At 52.5% G+C, this 19,883-nt stretch carries 21 protein-coding genes; 15 read left to right on the top strand and 6 right to left on the bottom strand.

The features are described 5' to 3' along the window. The first annotated feature begins 26 nt into the window (after positions 1-26). The 6 genes from EGM51_11100 to EGM51_11075 all read left to right on the top strand — a co-directional run bounded on the left by EGM51_11100 (position 27) and on the right by EGM51_11075 (position 8,549). Positions 27-1,724 carry a hypothetical protein gene (locus tag EGM51_11100; protein ID QBG47916.1) on the top strand — a complete coding sequence of 566 codons (1,698 nt, stop codon included), beginning with the start codon at positions 27-29 and terminating at the stop codon, positions 1,722-1,724. A gap of 12 nt (positions 1,725-1,736) precedes the next feature. After that, positions 1,737-2,522 carry a TIGR00266 family protein gene (locus EGM51_11095; protein QBG47915.1) on the top strand — a complete coding sequence of 262 codons (786 nt, stop codon included), beginning with the start codon at positions 1,737-1,739 and terminating at the stop codon, positions 2,520-2,522. 136 nt (positions 2,523-2,658) lie between these two features. Further along, complete coding sequence (locus tag EGM51_11090) at positions 2,659-5,628, top strand: phosphoribosylformylglycinamidine synthase (GenBank protein QBG47914.1); 2,970 nt, start codon at positions 2,659-2,661, stop codon at positions 5,626-5,628. A gap of 84 nt (positions 5,629-5,712) precedes the next feature. Further along, positions 5,713-6,357 (top strand): hypothetical protein, encoded by a 645-nt coding sequence (locus tag EGM51_11085; protein QBG47913.1) that lies wholly within the window; start codon positions 5,713-5,715, stop codon positions 6,355-6,357. 20 nt (positions 6,358-6,377) lie between these two features. Then, a complete protein-coding gene (locus EGM51_11080) occupies positions 6,378-6,971 on the top strand; it encodes an XTP/dITP diphosphatase (GenBank protein QBG47912.1) in 594 nt (197 codons plus the stop codon). A gap of 222 nt (positions 6,972-7,193) precedes the next feature. Continuing rightward, positions 7,194-8,549: an adenylosuccinate lyase gene (locus EGM51_11075; GenBank protein ID QBG47911.1), complete on the top strand. Its 1,356-nt coding sequence runs from the start codon at positions 7,194-7,196 to the stop codon at positions 8,547-8,549. A 95-nt stretch (positions 8,550-8,644) separates the two neighbouring features. On the opposite strand, the gene EGM51_11070 is transcribed toward EGM51_11075, so the two are convergent. Genes EGM51_11070 through EGM51_11060 form a run of 3 tightly spaced genes read right to left on the bottom strand, consistent with a single transcriptional unit; the run spans position 8,645 to position 11,658 of the window. Next, the gene (locus EGM51_11070) at positions 8,645-9,367 is read right to left on the bottom strand and encodes a DUF1080 domain-containing protein (protein ID QBG47910.1); all 723 of its coding nucleotides are present in this window, start codon (positions 9,365-9,367) and stop codon (positions 8,645-8,647) included. After that, positions 9,360-10,691, bottom strand: a complete 1,332-nt coding sequence (locus tag EGM51_11065; GenBank protein ID QBG47909.1) for a Gfo/Idh/MocA family oxidoreductase — start codon at positions 10,689-10,691, stop codon at positions 9,360-9,362. The genes EGM51_11070 and EGM51_11065 overlap by 8 nt, the downstream gene beginning before the upstream one ends. Positions 10,692-10,704: 13 nt before the next feature. Further along, positions 10,705-11,658, bottom strand: a complete 954-nt coding sequence (locus EGM51_11060; protein QBG47908.1) for a xylose isomerase — start codon at positions 11,656-11,658, stop codon at positions 10,705-10,707. A gap of 188 nt (positions 11,659-11,846) precedes the next feature. Here EGM51_11060 and accB point away from each other — a divergent pair, with 188 nt between their 5' ends. From accB to EGM51_11020, 8 genes are all read left to right on the top strand, one after another. Next, positions 11,847-12,308 (top strand): acetyl-CoA carboxylase biotin carboxyl carrier protein, encoded by a 462-nt coding sequence (gene accB, locus EGM51_11055; protein ID QBG47907.1) that lies wholly within the window; start codon positions 11,847-11,849, stop codon positions 12,306-12,308. Between the two features lie 12 nt (positions 12,309-12,320). Further along, positions 12,321-13,682: an acetyl-CoA carboxylase biotin carboxylase subunit gene (gene accC, locus EGM51_11050; protein ID QBG47906.1), complete on the top strand. Its 1,362-nt coding sequence runs from the start codon at positions 12,321-12,323 to the stop codon at positions 13,680-13,682. Between the two features lie 21 nt (positions 13,683-13,703). Beyond that, the gene (locus tag EGM51_11045; protein QBG47905.1) at positions 13,704-14,132 is read left to right on the top strand and encodes an Asp23/Gls24 family envelope stress response protein; all 429 of its coding nucleotides are present in this window, start codon (positions 13,704-13,706) and stop codon (positions 14,130-14,132) included. Then, on the top strand, positions 14,074-14,682 hold the full coding sequence (amaP, locus tag EGM51_11040) for an alkaline shock response membrane anchor protein AmaP (GenBank protein ID QBG47904.1): 609 nt from the start codon (positions 14,074-14,076) through the stop codon (positions 14,680-14,682). The genes EGM51_11045 and amaP overlap by 59 nt, the downstream gene beginning before the upstream one ends. A gap of 10 nt (positions 14,683-14,692) precedes the next feature. Next, entirely contained in the window at positions 14,693-15,259 is a 567-nt protein-coding gene (locus EGM51_11035) for an SIS domain-containing protein (GenBank protein ID QBG47903.1), read from the top strand. A gap of 5 nt (positions 15,260-15,264) precedes the next feature. After that, on the top strand, positions 15,265-16,020 hold the full coding sequence (locus EGM51_11030) for a hypothetical protein (protein ID QBG47902.1): 756 nt from the start codon (positions 15,265-15,267) through the stop codon (positions 16,018-16,020). Between the two features lie 10 nt (positions 16,021-16,030). Further along, entirely contained in the window at positions 16,031-16,366 is a 336-nt protein-coding gene (locus EGM51_11025; GenBank protein QBG47901.1) for a hypothetical protein, read from the top strand. Positions 16,367-16,545: 179 nt separating this feature from the next. Next, positions 16,546-17,052: an O-acetyl-ADP-ribose deacetylase gene (locus EGM51_11020; protein QBG47900.1), complete on the top strand. Its 507-nt coding sequence runs from the start codon at positions 16,546-16,548 to the stop codon at positions 17,050-17,052. Here EGM51_11020 and EGM51_11015 read toward each other — a convergent pair. The 3 genes from EGM51_11015 to EGM51_11005 are packed head-to-tail and all read right to left on the bottom strand — an operon-like array spanning position 17,035 to position 18,739. Further along, complete coding sequence (locus tag EGM51_11015; protein ID QBG47899.1) at positions 17,035-17,322, bottom strand: glutaredoxin 3; 288 nt, start codon at positions 17,320-17,322, stop codon at positions 17,035-17,037. The two genes, EGM51_11020 and EGM51_11015, sit on opposite strands and share 18 nt — an antisense overlap. A 7-nt stretch (positions 17,323-17,329) precedes the next feature. Next, positions 17,330-17,788, bottom strand: coding sequence for a hypothetical protein (locus EGM51_11010; protein QBG47898.1), 459 nt, complete (start codon positions 17,786-17,788; stop codon positions 17,330-17,332). Positions 17,789-17,821: 33 nt separating this feature from the next. Continuing rightward, complete coding sequence (locus EGM51_11005) at positions 17,822-18,739, bottom strand: Dyp-type peroxidase (GenBank protein ID QBG47897.1); 918 nt, start codon at positions 18,737-18,739, stop codon at positions 17,822-17,824. A 193-nt stretch (positions 18,740-18,932) separates the two neighbouring features. Between EGM51_11005 and EGM51_11000 the strand changes: the two genes are divergently transcribed. Continuing rightward, positions 18,933-19,880 carry a ParB/RepB/Spo0J family partition protein gene (locus EGM51_11000; protein QBG47896.1) on the top strand — a complete coding sequence of 316 codons (948 nt, stop codon included), beginning with the start codon at positions 18,933-18,935 and terminating at the stop codon, positions 19,878-19,880. Positions 19,881-19,883 lie beyond the last annotated feature (3 nt).

Below are 19,883 nucleotides of genomic sequence, written 5' to 3'. Positions count from 1 at the left end.
GTCCGCACAACAAAAAGGAGCATGGCATGAAATGGAGTAGGATAACGACAGTAACCGTTCTGTCTATGGTGATCAGCGCACAGGCGCAGGTGAAAAAACCGGTGGTGATGGATAAAGCCATGCTTTCGGTTTCCATTCCGGGAATACATGGGTTTCTCGATGAAGTCGGACTTGTGGCGGCAAAAGCATCGCCGATGATGAACGGGGCGATGCTTAAAAGTATGATCGGCATGCAGCTGGGCGATATGAACCTTGCCGGTATTCCGGCCGATGGCGGGATTTCGATTGTGGCGATGGATACAACCAATATTTTTGCGGTGCTGGAGGTTTCGGAGGCACAGTCTTCGGCCTATCTGAATATGGCGAAAGCCCAGAAGCTGCAGGCGGTATATCTCGATGGTGCCGTGGTAGTGGCCGGAAATGCTGTTGCTTTGGAAACGGCAAAGGCCAATGCCGGAGCTGCGAAGTCCGCTCTGCTGGCGGGTAAGGATCCGGTCCTGAGTCTGGCGATGCAGCCGGCGGATGTGATTGAACAGAATCGCGAGGCGGTTGACGGATTTATACAGATGATGCCGGCTATGCTGGGTATGAGTATGATGCATCAGCCGGGGGCCACGCTGGATTCCACGGAAAGTCTCTCTAAACTGCTTCAGGCCGAATTGCTGGTTCTGCTGTCGCTTGCGGAGCAGTGCTCGGAAGCCGAGATTAAACTGGCACCGCAAAACGGATCGCTGGTATTAAGTGAAACCTTTGTTCCGAATGCCGGAACGCCGCTGGCGGAGCTGGTGAATGCACCGGTGGTTTATCAGGAAAATGCGAAACTGCACGCCGGAGTGCTGGGCGACGGCACCCTGCGGCTCGATATGAGATTTGCTAATCCGGAAGCTCTTTCCCGTTTTGTTGTGGCCGAAACGCTCAAAGCCGTGAAGGCGCTTGATCTTGTGGATGTTGATGCCGATGCGCTGGCCGGTACGATGACCAAGTGGATGAATATTTTTGCTGGGACCGGTTGTGAAGTGGTTTCATTCGATGAGAATGGATACAATGTGCGCTATGTGATGGGGGTGGCGGACGAAGCCCGGACGTTGCAGGCCCTGCGGGAAATGAACAGCGATATGGCGCCGTTCCTGAAAATGTATGAATCGCTCGGAATGCCGGTATCGATGACGTTTAAAGAAAATGTCCGTGATGCCGATGGACTGAAGGTTCATGCCTTCGGATTTGAATACGACCTCTCTGCTATGCCGGAAGAGCAGCGAAAGCAGATGGAGTCCATGGGCGTTCAGAAAATGATGTTCGATCTGGCCATCACTGACGGGAAGCTTTTTTATGCGGAAAAGGGCGGGGTTGAAACGCTCGTGGCTGAAGTGAAGTCCGGAAAAGATGCCGCGAAAATCGAAGCGCATACCCGGTATCCTGCAGGCGGTTTCTATTATCTGGACTGGGATATGGGTGAATACATGGCCTTTGTTGCAGAATCCCTTCCTGCAGGTCCGTCTGCCGCCATGATGAAGCAGCAGATGAGCACGATGTTCAAGGGAACGAGCCCGGTTACCTCTGCCGGATTCAGAAAAGACGGCATGGTCAGCTGGAGCGTAACGATTCCCGGCGATCTGATTGCAAAATACGGTCAGATGATCATGATGGTGCAGATGCAGAATATGCAGTCGTCGCAGCCGGGTCCGGGTGCCCCGGGAAGTGCGCCGGCTGTACCGGAACAGTAGAGGAGAACGACCATGAAATGTCATGAAGTGGATTATACGATCATTGGTGATGACCTGCAGACGGTGGAGGTGGAACTTGATCCGGGCGAAACGGTGGTGGCTGAAGCCGGTGCCATGAACTGGATGGATGACGGCATTACGTTTGAAGCCCGCATGGGTGACGGATCGCAGGCCAATGAAGGGCTGATGGGCAAACTTTTCAGCGTCGGAAAACGTGCATTGACCGGTGAGAGTCTGTTTATGACCCATTTTACCAATCAGGGCAGTGGCAAACGTTCGGTGACTTTCGGTGCGCCGTATCCCGGAAAGATTGTTCCGCTGGATATGGCACAGTGCGGCGGGGAAATGCTCTGTCAGAAAGATGCTTTTCTCTGTGCCGCCAAGGGCACCTCTATAGGGATTGCTTTCACCAAAAAGTTCGGAGCCGGTTTTTTCGGCGGTGAAGGGTTTATTCTCCAGCGGATTCAGGGTGACGGCATGGCGTTTCTGCATGCCGGCGGAACCATTGTGAAGAAAGAGCTGAACAATGGGGTGATTAAAGTGGATACCGGCTGTATTGTCGGGTTTACGCCGGGAATTGATTACAGTATCGAAGGCGTCGGTCTCAAATCCGCCTTTTTCGGCGGTGAGGGATTGTTCCTGGCCACGCTTCGCGGCACCGGAACGGTCTATCTGCAGAGTCTTCCGTTCTCCCGTCTGGCGGACCGGATCATCGAACACGCGCCGTCGGTCGGTGGAGAACGTCAGGGCGAGGGCTCTGTACTCGGCGGTCTGGGCGACCTTATTGGCGGACGCTGAGCTGTTTCCTGCCTTGTAAAATTTAATAATCCCGTCGGTTTCGGCGGGATTTTTCATTTCTGGGTTTCACCGGCCCGTCTTAATGGCTAAGGTCCCTGTTTTACTTGAAAGAACCTAAATCGGGTGGAGCAGGACTATGATTTATCGGATTGAAATCGGATTGAAAGATGGTGTGCCGGATGCGCGCGGTCGCGGAGTGATTTATCGGGCGCAGGGCGCTCTGAAAATGGATATTACTGAGTGCCGCACGCGTGATGTGTATAAAGTGGTGGCGAACATCGATGAGGAAAAAGCGGCGGAGGTTCAGCGGGCGTTTGCTGATCCGGTGGTTGCAGAATCGGCTATGGGCCGTCTTCCTGCCCCGGAAACGTTCGACTGGATGCTCGAAGTCGGTTTTAAACCCGGTGTCACCGATAACGTCGGTCGTACGGCGCGCGGGGCGCTGCAGGACGAAGTAGGCCGCGAGCTGGAGTGGGAAGAACAGGTTTACACCTGCATTCAGTATTTCCTGACCGGCGACCTGAGCCGCGAAGATGTGGAGCGTCTGGGCAGTGATCTGCTTGCCAATACCCTGATTCAGACGATTCAGGTTTTCTCGAAAGAGGAGTGGCTGGCCTCTGAGCCGGATATGACTGCTCCGATCTTTGATGATCATCCGGAAATCAAGGTGAATGTGATTGAGCTGCCGGACGACGACGAAGCGTTGATGAAAATTTCATCGGAAGGGATTCTGTCGCTTTCTTTGGAGGAAATGCGCGCGATCCGGAATCATTATCTGCGTGAAGACGTGAAGGCGCATCGCAAAGAGCTCGATCTGCCGGAGTGGCCGACCGATATTGAGCTGGAGTGTATTGCCCAGACCTGGTCGGAACATTGCTCGCACAAGATTTTTGCCGGTACGGTTGAGTATAAAGATGAAGAGACCGGCGAATCGGAAACGATCCACTCACTTTACAAGACCTACGTCAAAGCCTCGACCAAAAAGGTGGAAGAGTCGATTGACTGGCTGGTTTCTGTTTTCACGGACAACGCCGGCATCGTGAAGTTCGATGAAGATCTGCACCTGGTTTATAAAGTGGAAACCCATAATTCACCGTCGGCCCTGGATCCGTACGGCGGTTCCATGACCGGTATTGTCGGTGTTAACCGCGACCCGCTGGGTACCGGTATGGGTGCGTCGCTGGTTTCCAATGTGTGGGGTTACTGTCTTGGTTCGCCGTTCTACGATAAGGAAGTGCCGGAAGGCCTGATGCATCCGCGCCGCATTCGTGACGGTGTGCATGAAGGAGTGATCGACGGCGGCAATCAGTCGGGCATTCCGTACAGCCGCGGATTTGAGTGTTTTGATGAACGCTACCTCGGAAAACCGCTGGTCTATTGCGGAACGATGGGTACGATTCCGGTAAAAGTCAACGGCCGCCCATCCGAGCGCAAAGAGATCGAGGTCGGCGACTGGACGGTCATGTGCGGCGGCCGTATCGGTAAAGACGGGATTCACGGCGCGACTTTCTCGTCGGAAGAACTGCGTACGGAATCGCCGGCGCAGGCGGTACAGATCGGTGACCCGCTGACGCAGCGTAAGCTGTATGAATTTCTGATCGAAGCGCGCGATCTCGGTCTGTTCCGTTGTATTACTGATAACGGTGCGGGAGGAATTTCGTGCTCGTTCGGCGAAATGGGTAAATATTCCGGCGGCTGCGAGTGCGAGCTGGCAGGTGCGCCGCTTAAATATGAGGGTCTCCAGCCTTGGGAGGTTTTGGTTTCCGAGGCGCAGGAGCGCATGACACTTGCGGTGCCGCCGGAAAAACGGGAGGCATTTGAAGCGTTGGCTAAACAGCGTGACGTTGAAGTTGCCTTCATGGGCAAATACAACGATTCCGGCTATTTTACCGTCAAACAGGATGGGAAAGTAATCGCCAGTCTGGATATGGATTTCCTCTATGAAACCGGTTGCCCGACGCTGGTGATGCCCGGTGTCTGGAAAAAACCGAATATTCCGGCACCGCAGGTTGAAAAGCAGACCGATTATTCCGGAACGCTGACCAAGCTGATGGGTGATCTGAACATCTGTTCGCGTGAATATAAGAGTCGGATCTATGACGGCGAAGTGAAAGGCCTCTCTGTGGTGAAGCCGTTTGTCGGTGTGAATGCCGATGTTCCGTCCGATGCGACGGTGATGCGGGTGGAATACGACAACGATCGCGGTGCGGTTCTTGCGGAAGGGATCAACCCGTGGTTTTCCGATATTGATACCTACGATATGACGGCATCGGTTATCGACGAAGCGGTTCGCCGTGTGATTGCAGTCGGCGGCGACCTGAACCGGATTGCGATTCTGGATAACTACTGCTGGCCGGATCCGGTTGAATCGGAAAAAACGCCGGACGGCGCGTATAAAATGGCGCAGCTGGTTCGTTCCAATAAAGCGCTTTACGATTACACCACACTGTATAAAACGCCGGCGGTTTCCGGTAAGGATTCGTGTAAAAACGATTCTACGCGGGGCGGAAAGAAAATCTCTATTCCGCCGACGCTGCTCATTTCTTCAATTGGTCAGATTGATGATGTGAAAAAAGCGGTTACGATGCCGCTTAAAGCGGCCGGGGATGTGATCTATGTGATCGGCGACACCAGGGAAGAGCTCGGAGCTTCGGCGTATTATCGTATGCTGGCGGAAGAACAGGGTACGCCGCTTAACTATGGCGGAACGGTTCCGGCGGTGGATGGCGAAAAGGCGCTGAAAATCTACGCGGCAATGAATAAAGCTACGGACGCCGGTCTGCTGAAATCGGCCACTACGCCGAACAAGGGCGGCCTGGCGGTTTCGCTGGCGCTGGTCTGCATCGGCGGGCAGCTGGGCGCGGATGTGGATCTGTCTGTACTGGGTGTGGATAACGAAACCGCACTCTTCTCCGAATCCAACAGCCGCTTTGTGGTCTCTGTTGCTCCGGAAAAAACTGCAGAACTGGAAGCGCTCTTCAGCGGGTTGCCGATCACGAAGGTCGGAACAGTGACGGCTGACAGAGTTCTGAAAGTGGCCGGTTCGGTGAATGTGGATATTGATGCACTTGTAAAACCGTTTAAAGCGACGCTGCACGGCATCTGATGAAAAACGGGCATTGACACCCGTTTTTCAATAGCTCTGCTGGAAGGGTGGTGGCTGAAATGGCCTTTACGTTCAGTTTTAGAGATGGTGAGGGAATTCATGTATAAATCATTTTCGGTGATAGGTATCGCATGCTTTCTGATTTCCGCTTCTTTCGCTGAATTCCGTATTTGGGAGGATAAAGCCGGGAAGGTCTGGGAGGGTGAATTCGTTACTATGAATGCCGGCAAAGTGGTTATTCAGGATCGGGACGGAAAAAAGCAGGAGTACAGCCCCGATGAACTTTCTGAAAATGATGTGTCTTATCTGGAGGAAATAATTCCTCCCCGGTTGAGTCTTGATGTTTCCAAATCGTCGGACAGCAGCACATCGGGTAAGGCCGAGTCCATCATCTGCCGGGCTTCCATAAAAAAGGCGAATACCCGTTCATACAAAGGTGAACTGACGGCAGTTCTCGTTATCATCGCAGAGGAAATGCGAACCGGTGCATTTTCAAAAGCGGGAGCTTCGAAAGAATTCACCTTTACACTTCCCGAAAAACATGGAGTTCCTGTCGAATTTGAAACCTCTTCGATTAAGTTGGCGAAGAGCTCTGCAAAATCGGGTCGAGTTTATGCGGGGTATGTTCTGGTGGTCTGGGACCGGTTCGGAAACCCGATTGCTGTTAAATCGAATCGTGATTCATTTTTAGAACGGGCAGCCCGTATTGCCCGTCCGCACAACGGATAAAAATCGGGCAGGAGTATGGTATGAAACTGGTTATCGCAACCCGCAACCCGCATAAACTCGAAGAGATTCGGGCCGTATTTGATTTCCGGTGTTTGGAGGTGTTGTCGGCTATTGATTTTCCGGAACTTCCTGATGTGGTTGAGGATGCGGATACTTTTGAAGGCAATGCCTGTAAAAAAGCGGTTGAAATTGCGTTGGCGACGGGTTGCTGGGCGTTGGCGGACGATTCCGGTCTGGAGGTTGATGCGCTGGGAGGTGCGCCGGGAGTTTACTCTGCCCGGTATGCCGGTGAGCCGTGTTCGTATGAAAAGAACAATGCCAGGCTGTTGCGTGAACTGAATGGACAAAATGAACGCTCGGCCCGTTTCCGGACAGTGATAGCGCTTTCTGATCCTTCCGGAAAGGTGGAAACGGTTTCCGGAAAATGTGAAGGCCGTATCATCGAGCAGCAACGCGGCAGAAACGGGTTCGGATATGATCCGCTTTTTGTGCCCGAGGGGTATGACGAAACTTTTGCTGAACTTGATGCTTCTGTAAAAAACAGTATTTCGCATCGGGCGAATGCGCTGAAGGCTGCTCAGGAAAAATGGGGCGCCCGGCTGGCGGCGTTGTAAATGCAATTCTAATCGGTGCTGTCCGTTACCGGGTATGTGTTCTCCGCTGCAACGGAGAAGGCTGCTTATGGATCTGCACGCCTTGTTCGGTTCGGCCTGCAGAAACCTGATGAGATTCCGGGATAACGGCAACGAACCGGAATATCGGGCGGCTTTTATTTTGCTCAATGGGATCGGGGTGTCTATATTCCCGCTTTTGCGAACAGATTCAGGAGAAAATAAATGATTACTGCCATCAGCCCGATTGACGGGCGCTATGCTTCGAAGGTTGCCGAACTGACCGAATGTTTTTCAGAATATGCACTGGTACGCAACCGTGTGCGTGTTGAAGTGCTCTGGCTTATGGCGTTGTGTGACGAATCAGGAATTCCGGAGTGCCGTGCGCTCACCAGCGAAGAAGAGATTCTGCTGATGGGGATTGTTGAAGATTTCACGCCACAGGAGGCCGAGAAAGTCAAGGCCATCGAGCGCACCACGAATCACGATGTCAAAGCGGTTGAATATTATCTCAAACAGAAGATCGAGGGCACAACGGTTGAGGAACTTTCTGAATTTCTTCATTTTGCCTGCACGTCTGAAGATATCAACAATCTGTCCCATGCGCTGATGCTTAAAGATGGACTGGCAGCCGTTCTGCCGCATCAGCAGGAAATCATCAGTCAGCTGAAATCCTTTGCCAAGGATTGGAAAAAAGTGTCGATGCTCGCCCGCACACATGGGCAGACCGCGTCTCCGACGACAATCGGTAAAGAACTTGCTGTTTTCGCCGATCGGCTGGCTACGCAGAAACGGAAAATCGAATCGGTTGAGATTCTCGGTAAGCTGAATGGAGCGGTGGGTAATTTCAATGCACATCTTTCGGCTTATCCGGATGTCGACTGGCTGTCGTTGGCGAAAGGGGTAATTGAAGATAAGCTGGGTCTGAAACAGAACCTGTTTACTACGCAGATCGAGCCGCACGATTACATGGCGGAAATTTTCGATGCGTTCAGCCGCTTCAATACTGTTCTGATCGATGTCGACCGGGATATCTGGACCTATATTTCGATGGGCTATTTCGGTCAGAAAACCATCAAGGGTGAGGTGGGATCCTCCACCATGCCGCATAAGGTCAATCCCATCGACTTCGAGAACTCGGAAGGTAATCTCGGCCTAGCCAATGCGCTTTTTGGTCATCTGTCTGCCAAGCTTCCGATTTCCCGTCTGCAGCGTGATCTGACCGATTCCACCGTCCTGCGTAATATGGGGGTCGGTTTCGGTTATTCTGTAATCGCCTATCTTTCCACACTTAAAGGATTCGGTAAACTCAAGTTGCGGGAGGAGGTTCTCGCTTCCGATCTTGATCATGCCTGGGAAGTGCTGGCTGAACCGGTGCAGACGGTTATGCGTAAAGCGGGTATTGAAAAACCCTATGAAAAACTCAAAGACCTCACCCGAGGTAAAGACGGAATCACCAAAGAGACGATCCGTGAATTTGTTCAAGGGCTGGAAATCGATGACACCGATAAGCAGCGGCTGTTGCAAATGACGCCGGCTTCTTATGTGGGCATGGCGGAAAAAATTGCAGATATGCTTTAGCCGGCATCTATGCATGGTGAAGGCGGTCTTCGATGGCCGCCTTTTTTTATGCCGGTTTCTGAAAAGCCGGCGGTGGTTTTTCCGGTGTGAGTGATTTAATCGAGTTCTTTGATCCGGATGTTACGAAACTGTATAGGGTGGCTTTCGGCCTGAAGTGAAATCCAGCCATGAGTGATGGGGGTTCCGTCGTCGTATTTCGGGTTGCTGTATTCTATGACGGTTTCGCCATTGATGATGTGTTTGATTTTTCCGTCCTGAAAAACAGCTTCAGCCTGAACCCATTCACCGAGGGGCCGCGCAATGCCGCGGCTTGGGATGACGTGCTGTTTAACGGTTTCGCCGTTGACGTCAACGTATGTTCCCGGTGTGCAGATGGAGCCGGTTGTTCGTGTGCCGGATTCGTCCTGAGCCAGGAACTGGAATTCGAGGGATATCGGAAATTTCTGATTTATTTCCATGGTTTCCGGGGCCTGACCGGAGAGCATGGCTCCGCTGTTTGAATGGGCCCACTCCGGCCCGCCGGGGAACTGCTCCCCAATAAAACGGTATTCGCAGTAAAAATGATAATTCGTGAAGGGCCTGTTGATGAAGATGTGGCCGAATTCATCTTTAAAGCGATTGTTCCGGAAATCTTCGTACGAGACGGTGAGCAGACCGTTTTCGACGCGGAACAGGTTGCCGGGATTTTCTCCGGGTTCAAAGCCGTTTACTTTAACGATCCAGCCTTCCAGATTTTTTCCGTTGAAGCAGTTCTCCCAGTCGCTTCCGGCAAGAGCCGCTGATGCGGCAATGATTAAATACAGCAGAGGTTTAACCATTGAGTACCCAGCCTTCACGATAGGGTTTGGAGAGATATTCGTTCGCTTTTTCGTTGTTGGTTACTTTCCCGGTTTTACGGTCGTAGGTCAGCTCTTTGCCGACCTTGTGTGCCACCAGCCCGAGCATTAGCGTTTCAATCATGGTGCCGGCATAATCAAAATCGCAGTCGGTTTTCAGGTCGCCTTTGCAGGCATTGAACCACTGCTGCATAAAGCCGCCGATCGGTGCACGGGCTTTGTGGGGCGGGGTGTAGTAGGTCATATCCGTGTCTTTTCCGAGCGGAAGCAGAATGCGGTTGTTGAAATCGGCAATCAGAACGCCCTTGGTTCCTTTGAACATGGCGCCGTGGCTGATTTTTCTGAGGTCGATGGCATTGTTCGGTGATTTCGGAAGCGGTCCTCCCTGATACCAGGCCAGGCGGATTTCATCGCGCCAGTCATTTGCGGGAAGAGTGAAAATTGCCGTCAGTTTGGAGGGGCAGACATAGGGGCTGGGCGGGTCGCCGAAGGCTTTGATTTTGGTGGGGGCTTCGGCATCAATCGTGTTCCAGGCCAGATCAACGGTATGGCTGCCCATGTCGCCGATCTGCCAGCTTCCGAAATCGTCATACATGTTCCAGCTCAGACAGCCGCGGCCGGGGTGTAAATCGAAGTAGCCGGGGTTGTAGGGGTGCCACTGGACCGGTCCGATCCATTGGTTCCAGTTGATTCCGGCCGGCGGTTTGCCGGCATCGGGCAGGTAGGCGGTTTTGTTGTGCGTGCGGTTTCCCCAGGTGTGTACGTCCTGGAGCTCGCCGATGGCACCGCCTTTGATCATTTCTGCAACCCGGTCAAAGTTGGGATTGGCATGCCGCTGTGTGCCGTGCTGGGTCGCCAGTTTATTCTTGTTTTGCAGGTAGACTTCGCGCACAGCGCGGGCTTCGGCTACGCAGTCGCCCAGCGGTTTTTCGCAGTAGACGTGCAGTCCGCGGTTCATAGCCCAGATTGAGATAAAGGCGTGGTGGTGATCGGGGGTGCAGATAACAACGGCATCCAGATCTTTCTGTTCAAGGCATTTCCGCCAGTCGGTGTACTGCTTGGCTTTGGGGAATTCCTTTGCGGCAAATTTCATGCATTCGCTGTGGACATCGCAGATAGCTACCACATTCTGGGTCTTGAGATCGTGATAGTGCTGTTTGCCGCGCCCGTAGGCGCCGATTAACGCGATGTTGATTTTTCCGCCGGGTCCTTTCCCGGCGAGTGAACCTGAGGGGAGGATGGTCAGGCCGGCACCTGTGGCTATTGATGAGGCGAGGAATGTTCTTCTTCTGGTTTCAATACTCATGCGGTTCTCCGTTTCAGAGTTCAAAGTTATCGACTTCACGGTAGGCCTGAATCAGGCTCCGTTCACCTTCGATACCGGGCCGGCTGATGCCGTGTTCCATACCGATGATGCCTTTGTAACCTTTTTGATGAAGGTGTTGAAAAATGTTCTTATAATTAATTTCACCGGTGGTCGGTTCCTTGCGGCCCGGCACATCGCCGACCTGGATGTAGGCGATTTCGTCCCAGGCGCGGTCAAGGTTGTGAATCAGGTTCCCGTTCTGTATCTGTTCGTGATAGAGATCATCGAGAATTTTGCATGACGGGCTGTCGACGGCTTTGGCAATGGCATAGGCCTGGGGGACTGTTTTCAGAAATACACCGGGATGGTTTATGTAATTCAGCGGTTCCATTACCATGATCAGTCCGTGCGGCTCCATCAGTTCCGAACAGAATCTGAGGTTTTCCACTACATTGGCAAACTGATATTCCGCGTTGAGGTTCGGGTTGTATGCGCCCAGAACAACGGTGGTCCATCTGGCATTCACGCGTTTGGCGGTAGTGATCGCTTTCTCGCAATTTTTTTTCAGTTCAGCCCTGACGGCTTTTTTATCGGGGGTGATGCCTTTTCCGCGGTATTTGTCGCCCATAATGTTGGAGGTGAGCATCAGGCTGTTCATGCCGAATCCGGTGACAAATACACCCATGGTCATGTCCAGAGCTGCGAGCCGATCGCCGATTTTCTGCTGCAGTTCGGGTGGCCGGTTCATCATGCCGTTGTCTTCAATGGCCCGGAATCCGTGGTCGTACATAAACTGGATCTGGTCGAGCGGATCTTTTCCCGCGCTGTGTACAAAATGACGGAAGCCCGGCGCATAATTCATCCGGAATACCTGTCCGGGACTGTCGGTTTCCGTTCCGGATATGCCCGATGCAGCCGTTCCGGCAGCCAGCAATGCTCCGGCGGCTCCGAATGATCTTCTGTTCATGTGTACAGCTCTCCCGGGATTCTGAAATCCCTTGTCGTGTTTAAAAAGACGTGAATTGATCGTGAAAATGGACATTTCCCCATGGCTATTTTATACGTTCACTAGTTTTCGATTAGGGCTGGGCATTAGTGCCCAAATTTAGTTTAGTCGGCAGAGATTGAACTATTTTCTAACAGGAGAGGCTGACTATGGAAATCAAGGATATTAAGCGCATCGTTGAGTTGATGAAAGCGAACGAGCTGACCGAGTTCTCAATGAAGGACAACGATTTTGAACTGGCGATGAAGCGTGGCGGTGAAGAGACGGTGGTCTATGCCGCTCCTCCGGCAGCTCCTGTTGGAACCGCTCCTGTTGCGGCTGCCGCTGTTGCGCCGGCTGAGGCAGCTCCTGCTGTAGATGAAAATGAAGGACTGGTTGAGATTCCTTCTCCGATTGTCGGAACGTTTTATCGCAAACCGGCGCCGGATGCGGATAACTTTGCAGATGTCGGCATGGAAGTGACGGAAGATACGGTCGTCTGTATTGTTGAGGCTATGAAGGTGATGAACGAAATCAAAGCCGAAGTGAAGGGGATCATTCGGAAGGTCCTTGTTGATGACGCTTCGCCGGTACAGTATGGCCAGCCGCTCTTCCTCGTAGAACCGAAATAAAAGGGGTTGCCGATGTTTAAGAAGGTACTCATTGCCAACCGCGGCGAAATTGCCCTGCGCATCATCCGTGCGTGCAAGGAACTGGGCATTCAATCCGTTGCGGTTTATTCCGAGGCAGATGCTGATTCGCTGCATGTTCAGATGGCTGATGAAGCTGTCTGTATCGGACCTGCAGCGGCGACCGACAGCTATCTGAAAATCACCAATATCATCAGTGCGGCAGAAGTGGCAGATGTGGATGCCATTCATCCCGGGTATGGTTTTCTGGCGGAAAACGCTCATTTTGCTGAAATCTGTGCCAACTGCAATATCACATTTATCGGCCCTTCCGCAGAATGCATCAATCAGATGGGTGATAAAGCCATTGCGCGCGATACCATGAAAGCGGCCGGTGTGCCGATCACTCCGGGTTCCGACGGAGTGCTGAAGACGCCCGATGATGCACTGGCACTGGCTAAGAAAATGGGTTATCCGGTGCTGCTCAAAGCAGTGGCCGGTGGTGGCGGCAAAGGGATGCGTGTTGCGCGCAACGATGTTTCTCTGGTTCAGGGGTTTATGGCGGCTTCCGCCGAGGGTGAGGCATCATTCGGGAACCCGGATCTGTTCATGGAAAAATATATAGAGTCAGCCCGGCATGTTGAAGTGCAGATTATCGGCGACAAGCATGGAAATGTCTGCCATGTGGGAGAGCGTGACTGCTCGATTCAGCGGCGGCATCAGAAACTGGTTGAAGAGGCTCCGTGTCCGACGCTCACAGATGAAGAGCGTAAAGCGCTCGGCGATGCAGCGGTTAAAGCCGGTAAGGCTGTTGGATATAACAGTGCGGGAACGCTGGAATTTCTCTATGACGAAATTGAGAAAAAATTCTACTTCATGGAAATGAACACCCGGATTCAGGTGGAGCATACGGTTTCTGAAGAGGTTTCCGGCATTGATCTCATGAAAGAACAGATTCGGGTTGCTGCCGGGGAAAAACTGTCGTTCACCCAGGACGATGTGAAGATTACCGGCCACGCGATTGAATACCGGGTCAATGCGGAAGATCCATACAACAACTTTACACCGGCACCGGGGCCTGTCGAAGCGGTTCATTTTCCGGGCGGACCCGGCATTCGAATCGATTCTCATGTCTATTCCGGGTATAATATTTCACCGTATTACGACAGTATGATCGCGAAAATCATTGTTCGAGGTAAAGATCGTGAAGAAGCGATTATGCGTATGCGCCGCGCTCTCGAAGAGTTCACCATCAGCGGGCCCCATACTTCGGTTCCGCTGGGTGAGGCACTGATGACGGATAAGGCCTTTATTGACGGGAGCTACAACACGGCCTATCTTGAAAAATTCATGCATGAGGTATTTCTGAACGGATAGAATAAGGAGGGGACGCAGACTATGGAGAACACCGCAGGGAATGCTGTACTGGATACGCAGGATCTGACTGTATCACCGGAAACTTCGGGTTCCGAATATGGACAGATCAGTATCAATCCTAACGTTTTTGCTATTATTGCGCACGAGACGGCCAAAGAGGTTCCCGGTGTGGTTGAACTGCAGGGTTCGCTCGCGGACGGCATTGCCGGAATCATTGGGAAAAAAGCCAAGGATAAGGGGATTCGTGTTGAAGAGGAGCAGGATCTTCTGACGGTTAATCTGACGGTGGTTCTTGAGTTTGGAGTTAACATTCCCGAGATCTGCCTGCAGCTGCAGGCGGCGGTTAAAAAGACCATTGAGGATATGACCGGGAAACAGGTTTATGCTGTGAATGTCGTCGTTCAGGGGATTCGCAACAATCAGGGCGATAAACGGGCGATTGAGGAATAAAGTGATGAAACGAACCGGAATGGGCAGTATCATTACTAATGCCGTGCTGCTGATTCTCGGTGGTGCGCTGGTATACGGCAATACCTTCAATCGCGAGCTGGGTGTACGTATAAGTAAAGTGCTGTCGACCCCGCTTGGCAGCCTGGTTCTCGGCAGTGTAATGATTGCTGCTGTTATTCTCAGCCGGGCTGCCCGTTTTGTCGGAAAAAAGGAAAAGTTTATTGATTTCCAGTCCGATGACGGCAACGTCGGAATCAGCACAAAGGCCATCCGGGACTTTATCGAACGTGTAGGCAAGGAATTTGATTCCGTAAAAAGTATTGATAGTCGGTTGGTACATAACAAAGGAAGTGTCGATATTGTCATCAGTATCAAAGTGGTGTCCGACACGAAGATTCCCGAATTGACTCAGAAATTGCAGCAACGGGTCCGTGAGCGTGTGCGCGAATCGCTGGGTATTGAGGGAATTGGGAATATAACCGTCAAGATTGCTGAAATTGTCGGAGAATCAACTCGTAAAACCGCCGATGCGCCGCTGGTTGAGGAATAGAGGATATGTTATGGATATTGCAGGAATTAAGGCGGAGTCCCGCGCTGTGTCGGATCAGGTTTTTCAGGAGCTGATTCCCGCTGTGGAGCAAATTGCGGTTTTGATGGCAGACTGTCTTAAAGCCGGCGGAAAAGTGATGGCCTGCGGGAATGGCGGAAGCTCTGCCGATGCCCAGCATTTTGCCGGGGAACTGGTAAACCGGTTTCTGATGAACCGGAAGCCCTATGCCGGTCTTGCACTCAACACCGATGCGTCTGTATTGACTTCAATCAGCAACGATTTTTCCTATGAAGAGATTTTCTCTAAACAGGTGGAAGGGCTGGGGCGTTCCGGTGATATTCTGGTGGGCTTTTCAACTTCCGGAAATTCGGGGAATGTACTGAAAGCATTTGAAGCGGCGAAAGAGCTGGGGATTAAAACCGTCGCTTTTCTTGGAGGAAGCGGCGGGAAAATACTTCCTCTTTCCGATTATGCACTGGTGGTTTCCTGCTCATCGCATACCCCGCGTATTCAGGAAGGACATGAACTTATGATGCACCTGATCTGTGAGCGCCTTGAAGAGCTTATGGAAGGCTGATTTCTATGCGCTGGCTACCGGTCACTGCGGCGTTGATGGTCTCTGTGTTAATGTGCAGTTGCAGCACCGTGATCAATGGACTTCCGGAAGGCCCGATTCACGCCGCCTATCAGCCTCTCGGTGAGCCTGAGGCCGAAGCCTTCTTTTTCCGGTGTCTGGACGAATTGACTGAGGAGTACGGAAACCCCGATGTGCCGGTGAATGAGGTGATTTTCCGGCGTTCCAGGAAGGACGAAACAGCGCGTCGCTACCGCATTGCTGAGGATTTTTCGCTGACCCAGTGCATTGATCCGTCCAATGGTGTTTTTGTGGTTTATATCGGTGTCGATGCGGGAAAAAAGAATTTCTATCCGTTGCTGACGCATGAGTGCGGGCATTTGATGAATGCCCGTATCAAGGACTGGTATATGGAAGGGTTTGCCACGGTTTTCTCCGAAGAAATCTGCACCGAGAAAAACAAACTCTGGGGCGATTGGGGGCGGCACTTCAATCGTTCAAAAAAAAATCCTTACGCCCGGTCCTATCGGATGATGCGTGATCTGAAAGCGGCCTGTCCCGAGGCGTATCCGAAAATGATCCGTTTTACCAAACCGAATCCCCGGAGTCCGGAATGGCTTTGCATTGATATTGATGCCTGGCTGGAAACGCTCGGTAGTGTGCAGCGTGATACGGCGCTTGAGATTATTGAGCCTCATCTGAAGATTCTGCGAAGACATACGGTTTCCGGCTATACCATTGAGATTCCTTCCGCGTTGAAATAAGGAGGCGAATATGCCGATGCTTAATCTGAAATGTACAAAGGAAATTCCTGCTGAACTTCTTCCCGAACTGTCCGGTCTTATCGCCGGAGGCATCGGAAAGCCGGAGCAATACGTCATGGTGGTTGCTGAAAAAGCAACGATTATGATGGCCGGGATCGAGGGCGATGCCGCCTTTGCAGAGGTTAAAAGTCTGGGTGGACTGAACGCCGCTGTGAACCGGTCAATCAGTGAAAATCTGTGTGAGCTGCTCCATATGAAACTCGATATTCCGCCGGAACGGATTTATATCAATTTTGAGTCGCTTGAGCGGGATCACTGGGGCTGGAACGGATCCACATTCAGCTAACGGTGTCGTATCAGCCGGTCCCATTCTTCTGTTGATCTTCAGAACGCATTTTCCAGAGTTCGGAATCCTTCCGTTGCCGGGGGCTGTAAGGGCTAACGTTGCCGCTGAGGGGTTAGCCATGCATACCCTGATATTTTCCGTTTGAAAACCACTGCGGTGTAAAGCACTATGCAACCGTCATGGTAGAGATCATCAAAGGCGATATCACTACATTAAGGGTAGATGCTATTGTGAATGCGGCTAATCCGACGCTGCTGGGCGGCGGCGGAGTTGACGGAGCGATTCATCGTGCAGCCGGTCCCCGGTTGAAAGCCGAATGCGCCATGGTCGGCGGCTGTCCGACCGGGTCAGCAAAACTGACCGAGGGCTATGATCTTCCTGCACGTTTCGTTATTCATGCGGTCGGGCCGGTCTGGCATGGCGGGGATCAGGGCGAGGATGAACTACTGGCTTCCTGCTATCGGGCCTGTTTCAGATTGGCAGAGGAACATCGCATTGATTCGCTGGCCTTTCCATGCATCAGCACCGGTGTTTATAATTTTCCGTTCGAGCGTGCCTGCGGAATCGCGTTGTGCGAAATTTTTCGGGCGCTGGGCGAGGGCAGTCGCGTGAAACAGGTTTTCTGCGTCTGCTTTTCCGATGAAGATTTCGAGCTGTATCAGCGGATTCTATCCACCTTCGGGTAGAATACGGTCGATTTCGCCGGATTGAATCAGCGGTTCGAGTTGACGCCAGCCGGCAAAATGGCGGTCACCGATGAAGATCTGCGGCACAATATCGACCGGGCCGCCGCAGCGCCGGTACATCTCCCGGGTATTTTCTGAATCGACAAATTGATCGGCTGCAGCGTCGTATTCGACGGCATAGGCGGTGAAGGTGATCCCGCGTTTATGCAGGAAATGGATGGCTTCGGTACACAGACCGCAGACTTTGGCGTAGTATATATCAACATTCATAAACTTTTTACCATTTCAGCAAGAGGCCGACATTGTAGGTCGGGCCGTCAAAATAATTTTCGTTGAGGTCATAATACCGGATTTCCGCAAGAGCACCAAACCAGATCAATGTGGCTTCCACACCGATCTGGGCAAAAACGCCGGAAGTATCGTCTATGCCGCCGGAATCGGAATCCAGAAAATAATATCCGGCTCCCACGCCGGCATACGGCGAAATCATGAAGGGGAGGCGGACATTGATGGAGGCGTCGAGCGGAATCATGTCGGTTTCAATATTGTCGAAGTTCACATAGCCGCCGCGCGCTTCAACGGCTCCGAAGCCCAGAATGGTTTTTTTCAGGCGAAGCCCGGCACCGAGTCCGGATGAATCCGCTTCCCAATAGGTTCCATAAGCCGAAAGGCTGGTGTCGGCCAGTACATATCCGGCGGTAAGCAGGGCGGCACCAAGCAGTAAGAATTTTTTCATCGGTAGTTCCTCTGTTATTTTAATGGATGAACGTTATCCGAAGTTCGGAAGTGCGGCAAGGTCCGGTTGCTGCAGGTTCAGGGCGCGGAGATCCAGCCGGCCCTGAAAAACTGGCGGGCACCAGAAATAGTTTCCGGTCACCGGCCTCGAAAAATTAAACAGGGCATCGGTGATGCCGTCTTCGATACCGACCATGCGGGCCAGCTGCACTTCGAAAGAGCGGAAATCGCGCCCGAAGGCCACAAAATTTAGTCCTTCGGCTGATGAGTCGGCCCAGGGCATGGAGCGTCGCATCATAAATGCTTCTGGGGAAAAGCTTTCCTGCTCGGTGCGTTTGGTGTGTGCTGATGGCGGAGCATCAGCGAGCTCTTCGTTATCGCTCAGTCGCCGGCCGATGGTGTGATCCTGCTTGTTTGGAGGCAGGGCTTTAAATCGGTTGAGGTTATGCACCCAGGTCTGTACGGCGGCATAGCTTGATCCGTCGAGGCCGTCACCGGCTCCCCGCAGCAATGCGGCATCCAGTGCTTCCTGACCTTCTGGATTTTCCGTGCCGTCTTCATAGCCGGTAAGATCGCGGCCGGAGCCGTGTTTGAATGCATCAATCGTGTTGATACATTCAAAGGCCTCAGAAAGCTGGTTTTTAAGTTCGCGGCTTCGGTGGATCAGGTCGCCACGTTCGGCACCGCGCAGCCAGCACCACAGTGCAGCGGGCGTGGAGGGAACTTCGATACGCGCCTTCGGATCGGCCGGAAAAGTTCCAAGGTTTGGAATGTCGGCATTCAGCTCGAGGGTCAGCGAGCGGCCCAGACCGACGACCAGCTCACTGCCGTCGGCCACGGTCTGCAGGCGCTGGAGAGCTCCGGTCGGTGGCGTTCCGGGGAGATGTTCAAAGGTGAGGTAGCGTCCATGGGCCGGGAGATTATCAACGATTCCGGTCTGATAATATGTCATAGTTCTTTTCCTGTGTTGTGACGGAGTATTGTATAGATTAAGGAATAGCCGCCGTCAGAAAATAGTGGAAAATAAGTGGCGGATGCCGGTTTCTGTAGTTGGGCTGTGAGCGCGATTGTGCGACGATTAGCCTTTATTTTTGCCTGTTTTGCAGGGAATATTCGAAGCTTTAAGGCAAGTGAGAGGAAGATTTATGGCGGGGAAAAAACCAGCGCTCGGGCGAGGGCTCGATGTACTTATTAAGGATGGCTCCACAACCGGAAGAAAAACGCCGGCTGGAAAAGCATCGGCCAAGGCGGTGCCGAAGAAAACGGCGGAAGCTGATGCCGGCGGTGTGCGGGAGGTCCCGGTGGCCAAAATAGTGGCCAGTCCTTGGCAGCCCCGAAGCGTATTCGAGGCGGATGCCCTTACGGAACTGGTAGAGTCGATTAAGGTGCACGGTGTTCTGCAACCGTTGCTGGTGCGCGAAGTGGGAAGCAAATTTGAACTGATTGCCGGTGAACGACGGCTGCGTGCGTCTCAGGCGGCGATGTTGAAGCGTGTGCCGGTGATTGTGATCGAAGCTTCTGATGAAAAAGCCTTGGAAATTGCTCTGATTGAAAACCTGCAGCGCGAAGACCTGAATCCGATTGAAGAGGCGGAGGGGTATGCGCTGCTGCAGAAAAAATTTAATATGACGCAGGATCAGGTTGCCCGTCAGGTGGGGAAGGCGCGGGCCTCGGTGGCCAATGCGCTGCGGCTGCTGGAACTGCCGGACTCGATTCGGAAATATGTGGCCGAAGGGCTGCTTTCGGTGGGGCATGCAAAGGTGCTGCTTTCGCTTGATTCGGAGAAGAATCAGTCCGTTCTTGCCCGCAAAGCGATCAAAGACGGTTTGTCTGTACGGGCGCTTGAAAAGCTGGTTAAGAAAATGACCTCTCCGCCGAAAAAACCGCGGGCGGAAAAATCGGATTTGCCGAGTGATTATCTGCAGACACTCACCGATGAGCTGCATCAGTATCTGGGAACAAGCATCCGGATTACGCCTTCAAAAACGTTGGCAAACGGAAAGAAAGTGAAGGGTTCGCTTGAAATAGATTATCATGACAACGATGAACTTGACCGTCTGCTGACGATCATCGGTTATGTGAGCGATCTTTAAGTT

The organism is Verrucomicrobia bacterium S94 (assembly GCA_004299845.1).
Taxonomy (GTDB): domain Bacteria; phylum Verrucomicrobiota; class Kiritimatiellia; order Kiritimatiellales; family Pontiellaceae; genus Pontiella.
The sequence above is the reverse complement of the archived record's forward strand: the minus strand, read 5'-3'. Positions and strand labels throughout refer to the sequence as shown.

Bases quoted from the DNA above. Each gene is read 5' to 3' on its own strand.
- EGM51_11100 (QBG47916.1), top strand. From the start codon at position 27: ATGAAATGGAGTAGGATAACGACAGTAACCGTTCTGTCTATGGTGATC.
- EGM51_11095 (QBG47915.1), top strand. From the start codon at position 1,737: ATGAAATGTCATGAAGTGGATTATACGATCATTGGTGATGACCTGCAG.
- EGM51_11090 (QBG47914.1), top strand. From the start codon at position 2,659: ATGATTTATCGGATTGAAATCGGATTGAAAGATGGTGTGCCGGATGCG.
- EGM51_11085 (QBG47913.1), top strand. From the start codon at position 5,713: ATGGTGAGGGAATTCATGTATAAATCATTTTCGGTGATAGGTATCGCA.
- EGM51_11080 (QBG47912.1), top strand. From the start codon at position 6,378: ATGAAACTGGTTATCGCAACCCGCAACCCGCATAAACTCGAAGAGATT.
- EGM51_11075 (QBG47911.1), top strand. From the start codon at position 7,194: ATGATTACTGCCATCAGCCCGATTGACGGGCGCTATGCTTCGAAGGTT.
- EGM51_11070 (QBG47910.1), bottom strand. From the start codon at position 9,367: ATGGTTAAACCTCTGCTGTATTTAATCATTGCCGCATCAGCGGCTCTT.
- EGM51_11065 (QBG47909.1), bottom strand. From the start codon at position 10,691: ATGAGTATTGAAACCAGAAGAAGAACATTCCTCGCCTCATCAATAGCC.
- EGM51_11060 (QBG47908.1), bottom strand. From the start codon at position 11,658: ATGAACAGAAGATCATTCGGAGCCGCCGGAGCATTGCTGGCTGCCGGA.
- accB (QBG47907.1), top strand. From the start codon at position 11,847: ATGGAAATCAAGGATATTAAGCGCATCGTTGAGTTGATGAAAGCGAAC.
- accC (QBG47906.1), top strand. From the start codon at position 12,321: ATGTTTAAGAAGGTACTCATTGCCAACCGCGGCGAAATTGCCCTGCGC.
- EGM51_11045 (QBG47905.1), top strand. From the start codon at position 13,704: ATGGAGAACACCGCAGGGAATGCTGTACTGGATACGCAGGATCTGACT.
- amaP (QBG47904.1), top strand. From the start codon at position 14,074: ATGTCGTCGTTCAGGGGATTCGCAACAATCAGGGCGATAAACGGGCGA.
- EGM51_11035 (QBG47903.1), top strand. From the start codon at position 14,693: ATGGATATTGCAGGAATTAAGGCGGAGTCCCGCGCTGTGTCGGATCAG.
- EGM51_11030 (QBG47902.1), top strand. From the start codon at position 15,265: ATGCGCTGGCTACCGGTCACTGCGGCGTTGATGGTCTCTGTGTTAATG.
- EGM51_11025 (QBG47901.1), top strand. From the start codon at position 16,031: ATGCCGATGCTTAATCTGAAATGTACAAAGGAAATTCCTGCTGAACTT.
- EGM51_11020 (QBG47900.1), top strand. From the start codon at position 16,546: ATGGTAGAGATCATCAAAGGCGATATCACTACATTAAGGGTAGATGCT.
- EGM51_11015 (QBG47899.1), bottom strand. From the start codon at position 17,322: ATGAATGTTGATATATACTACGCCAAAGTCTGCGGTCTGTGTACCGAA.
- EGM51_11010 (QBG47898.1), bottom strand. From the start codon at position 17,788: ATGAAAAAATTCTTACTGCTTGGTGCCGCCCTGCTTACCGCCGGATAT.
- EGM51_11005 (QBG47897.1), bottom strand. From the start codon at position 18,739: ATGACATATTATCAGACCGGAATCGTTGATAATCTCCCGGCCCATGGA.
- EGM51_11000 (QBG47896.1), top strand. From the start codon at position 18,933: ATGGCGGGGAAAAAACCAGCGCTCGGGCGAGGGCTCGATGTACTTATT.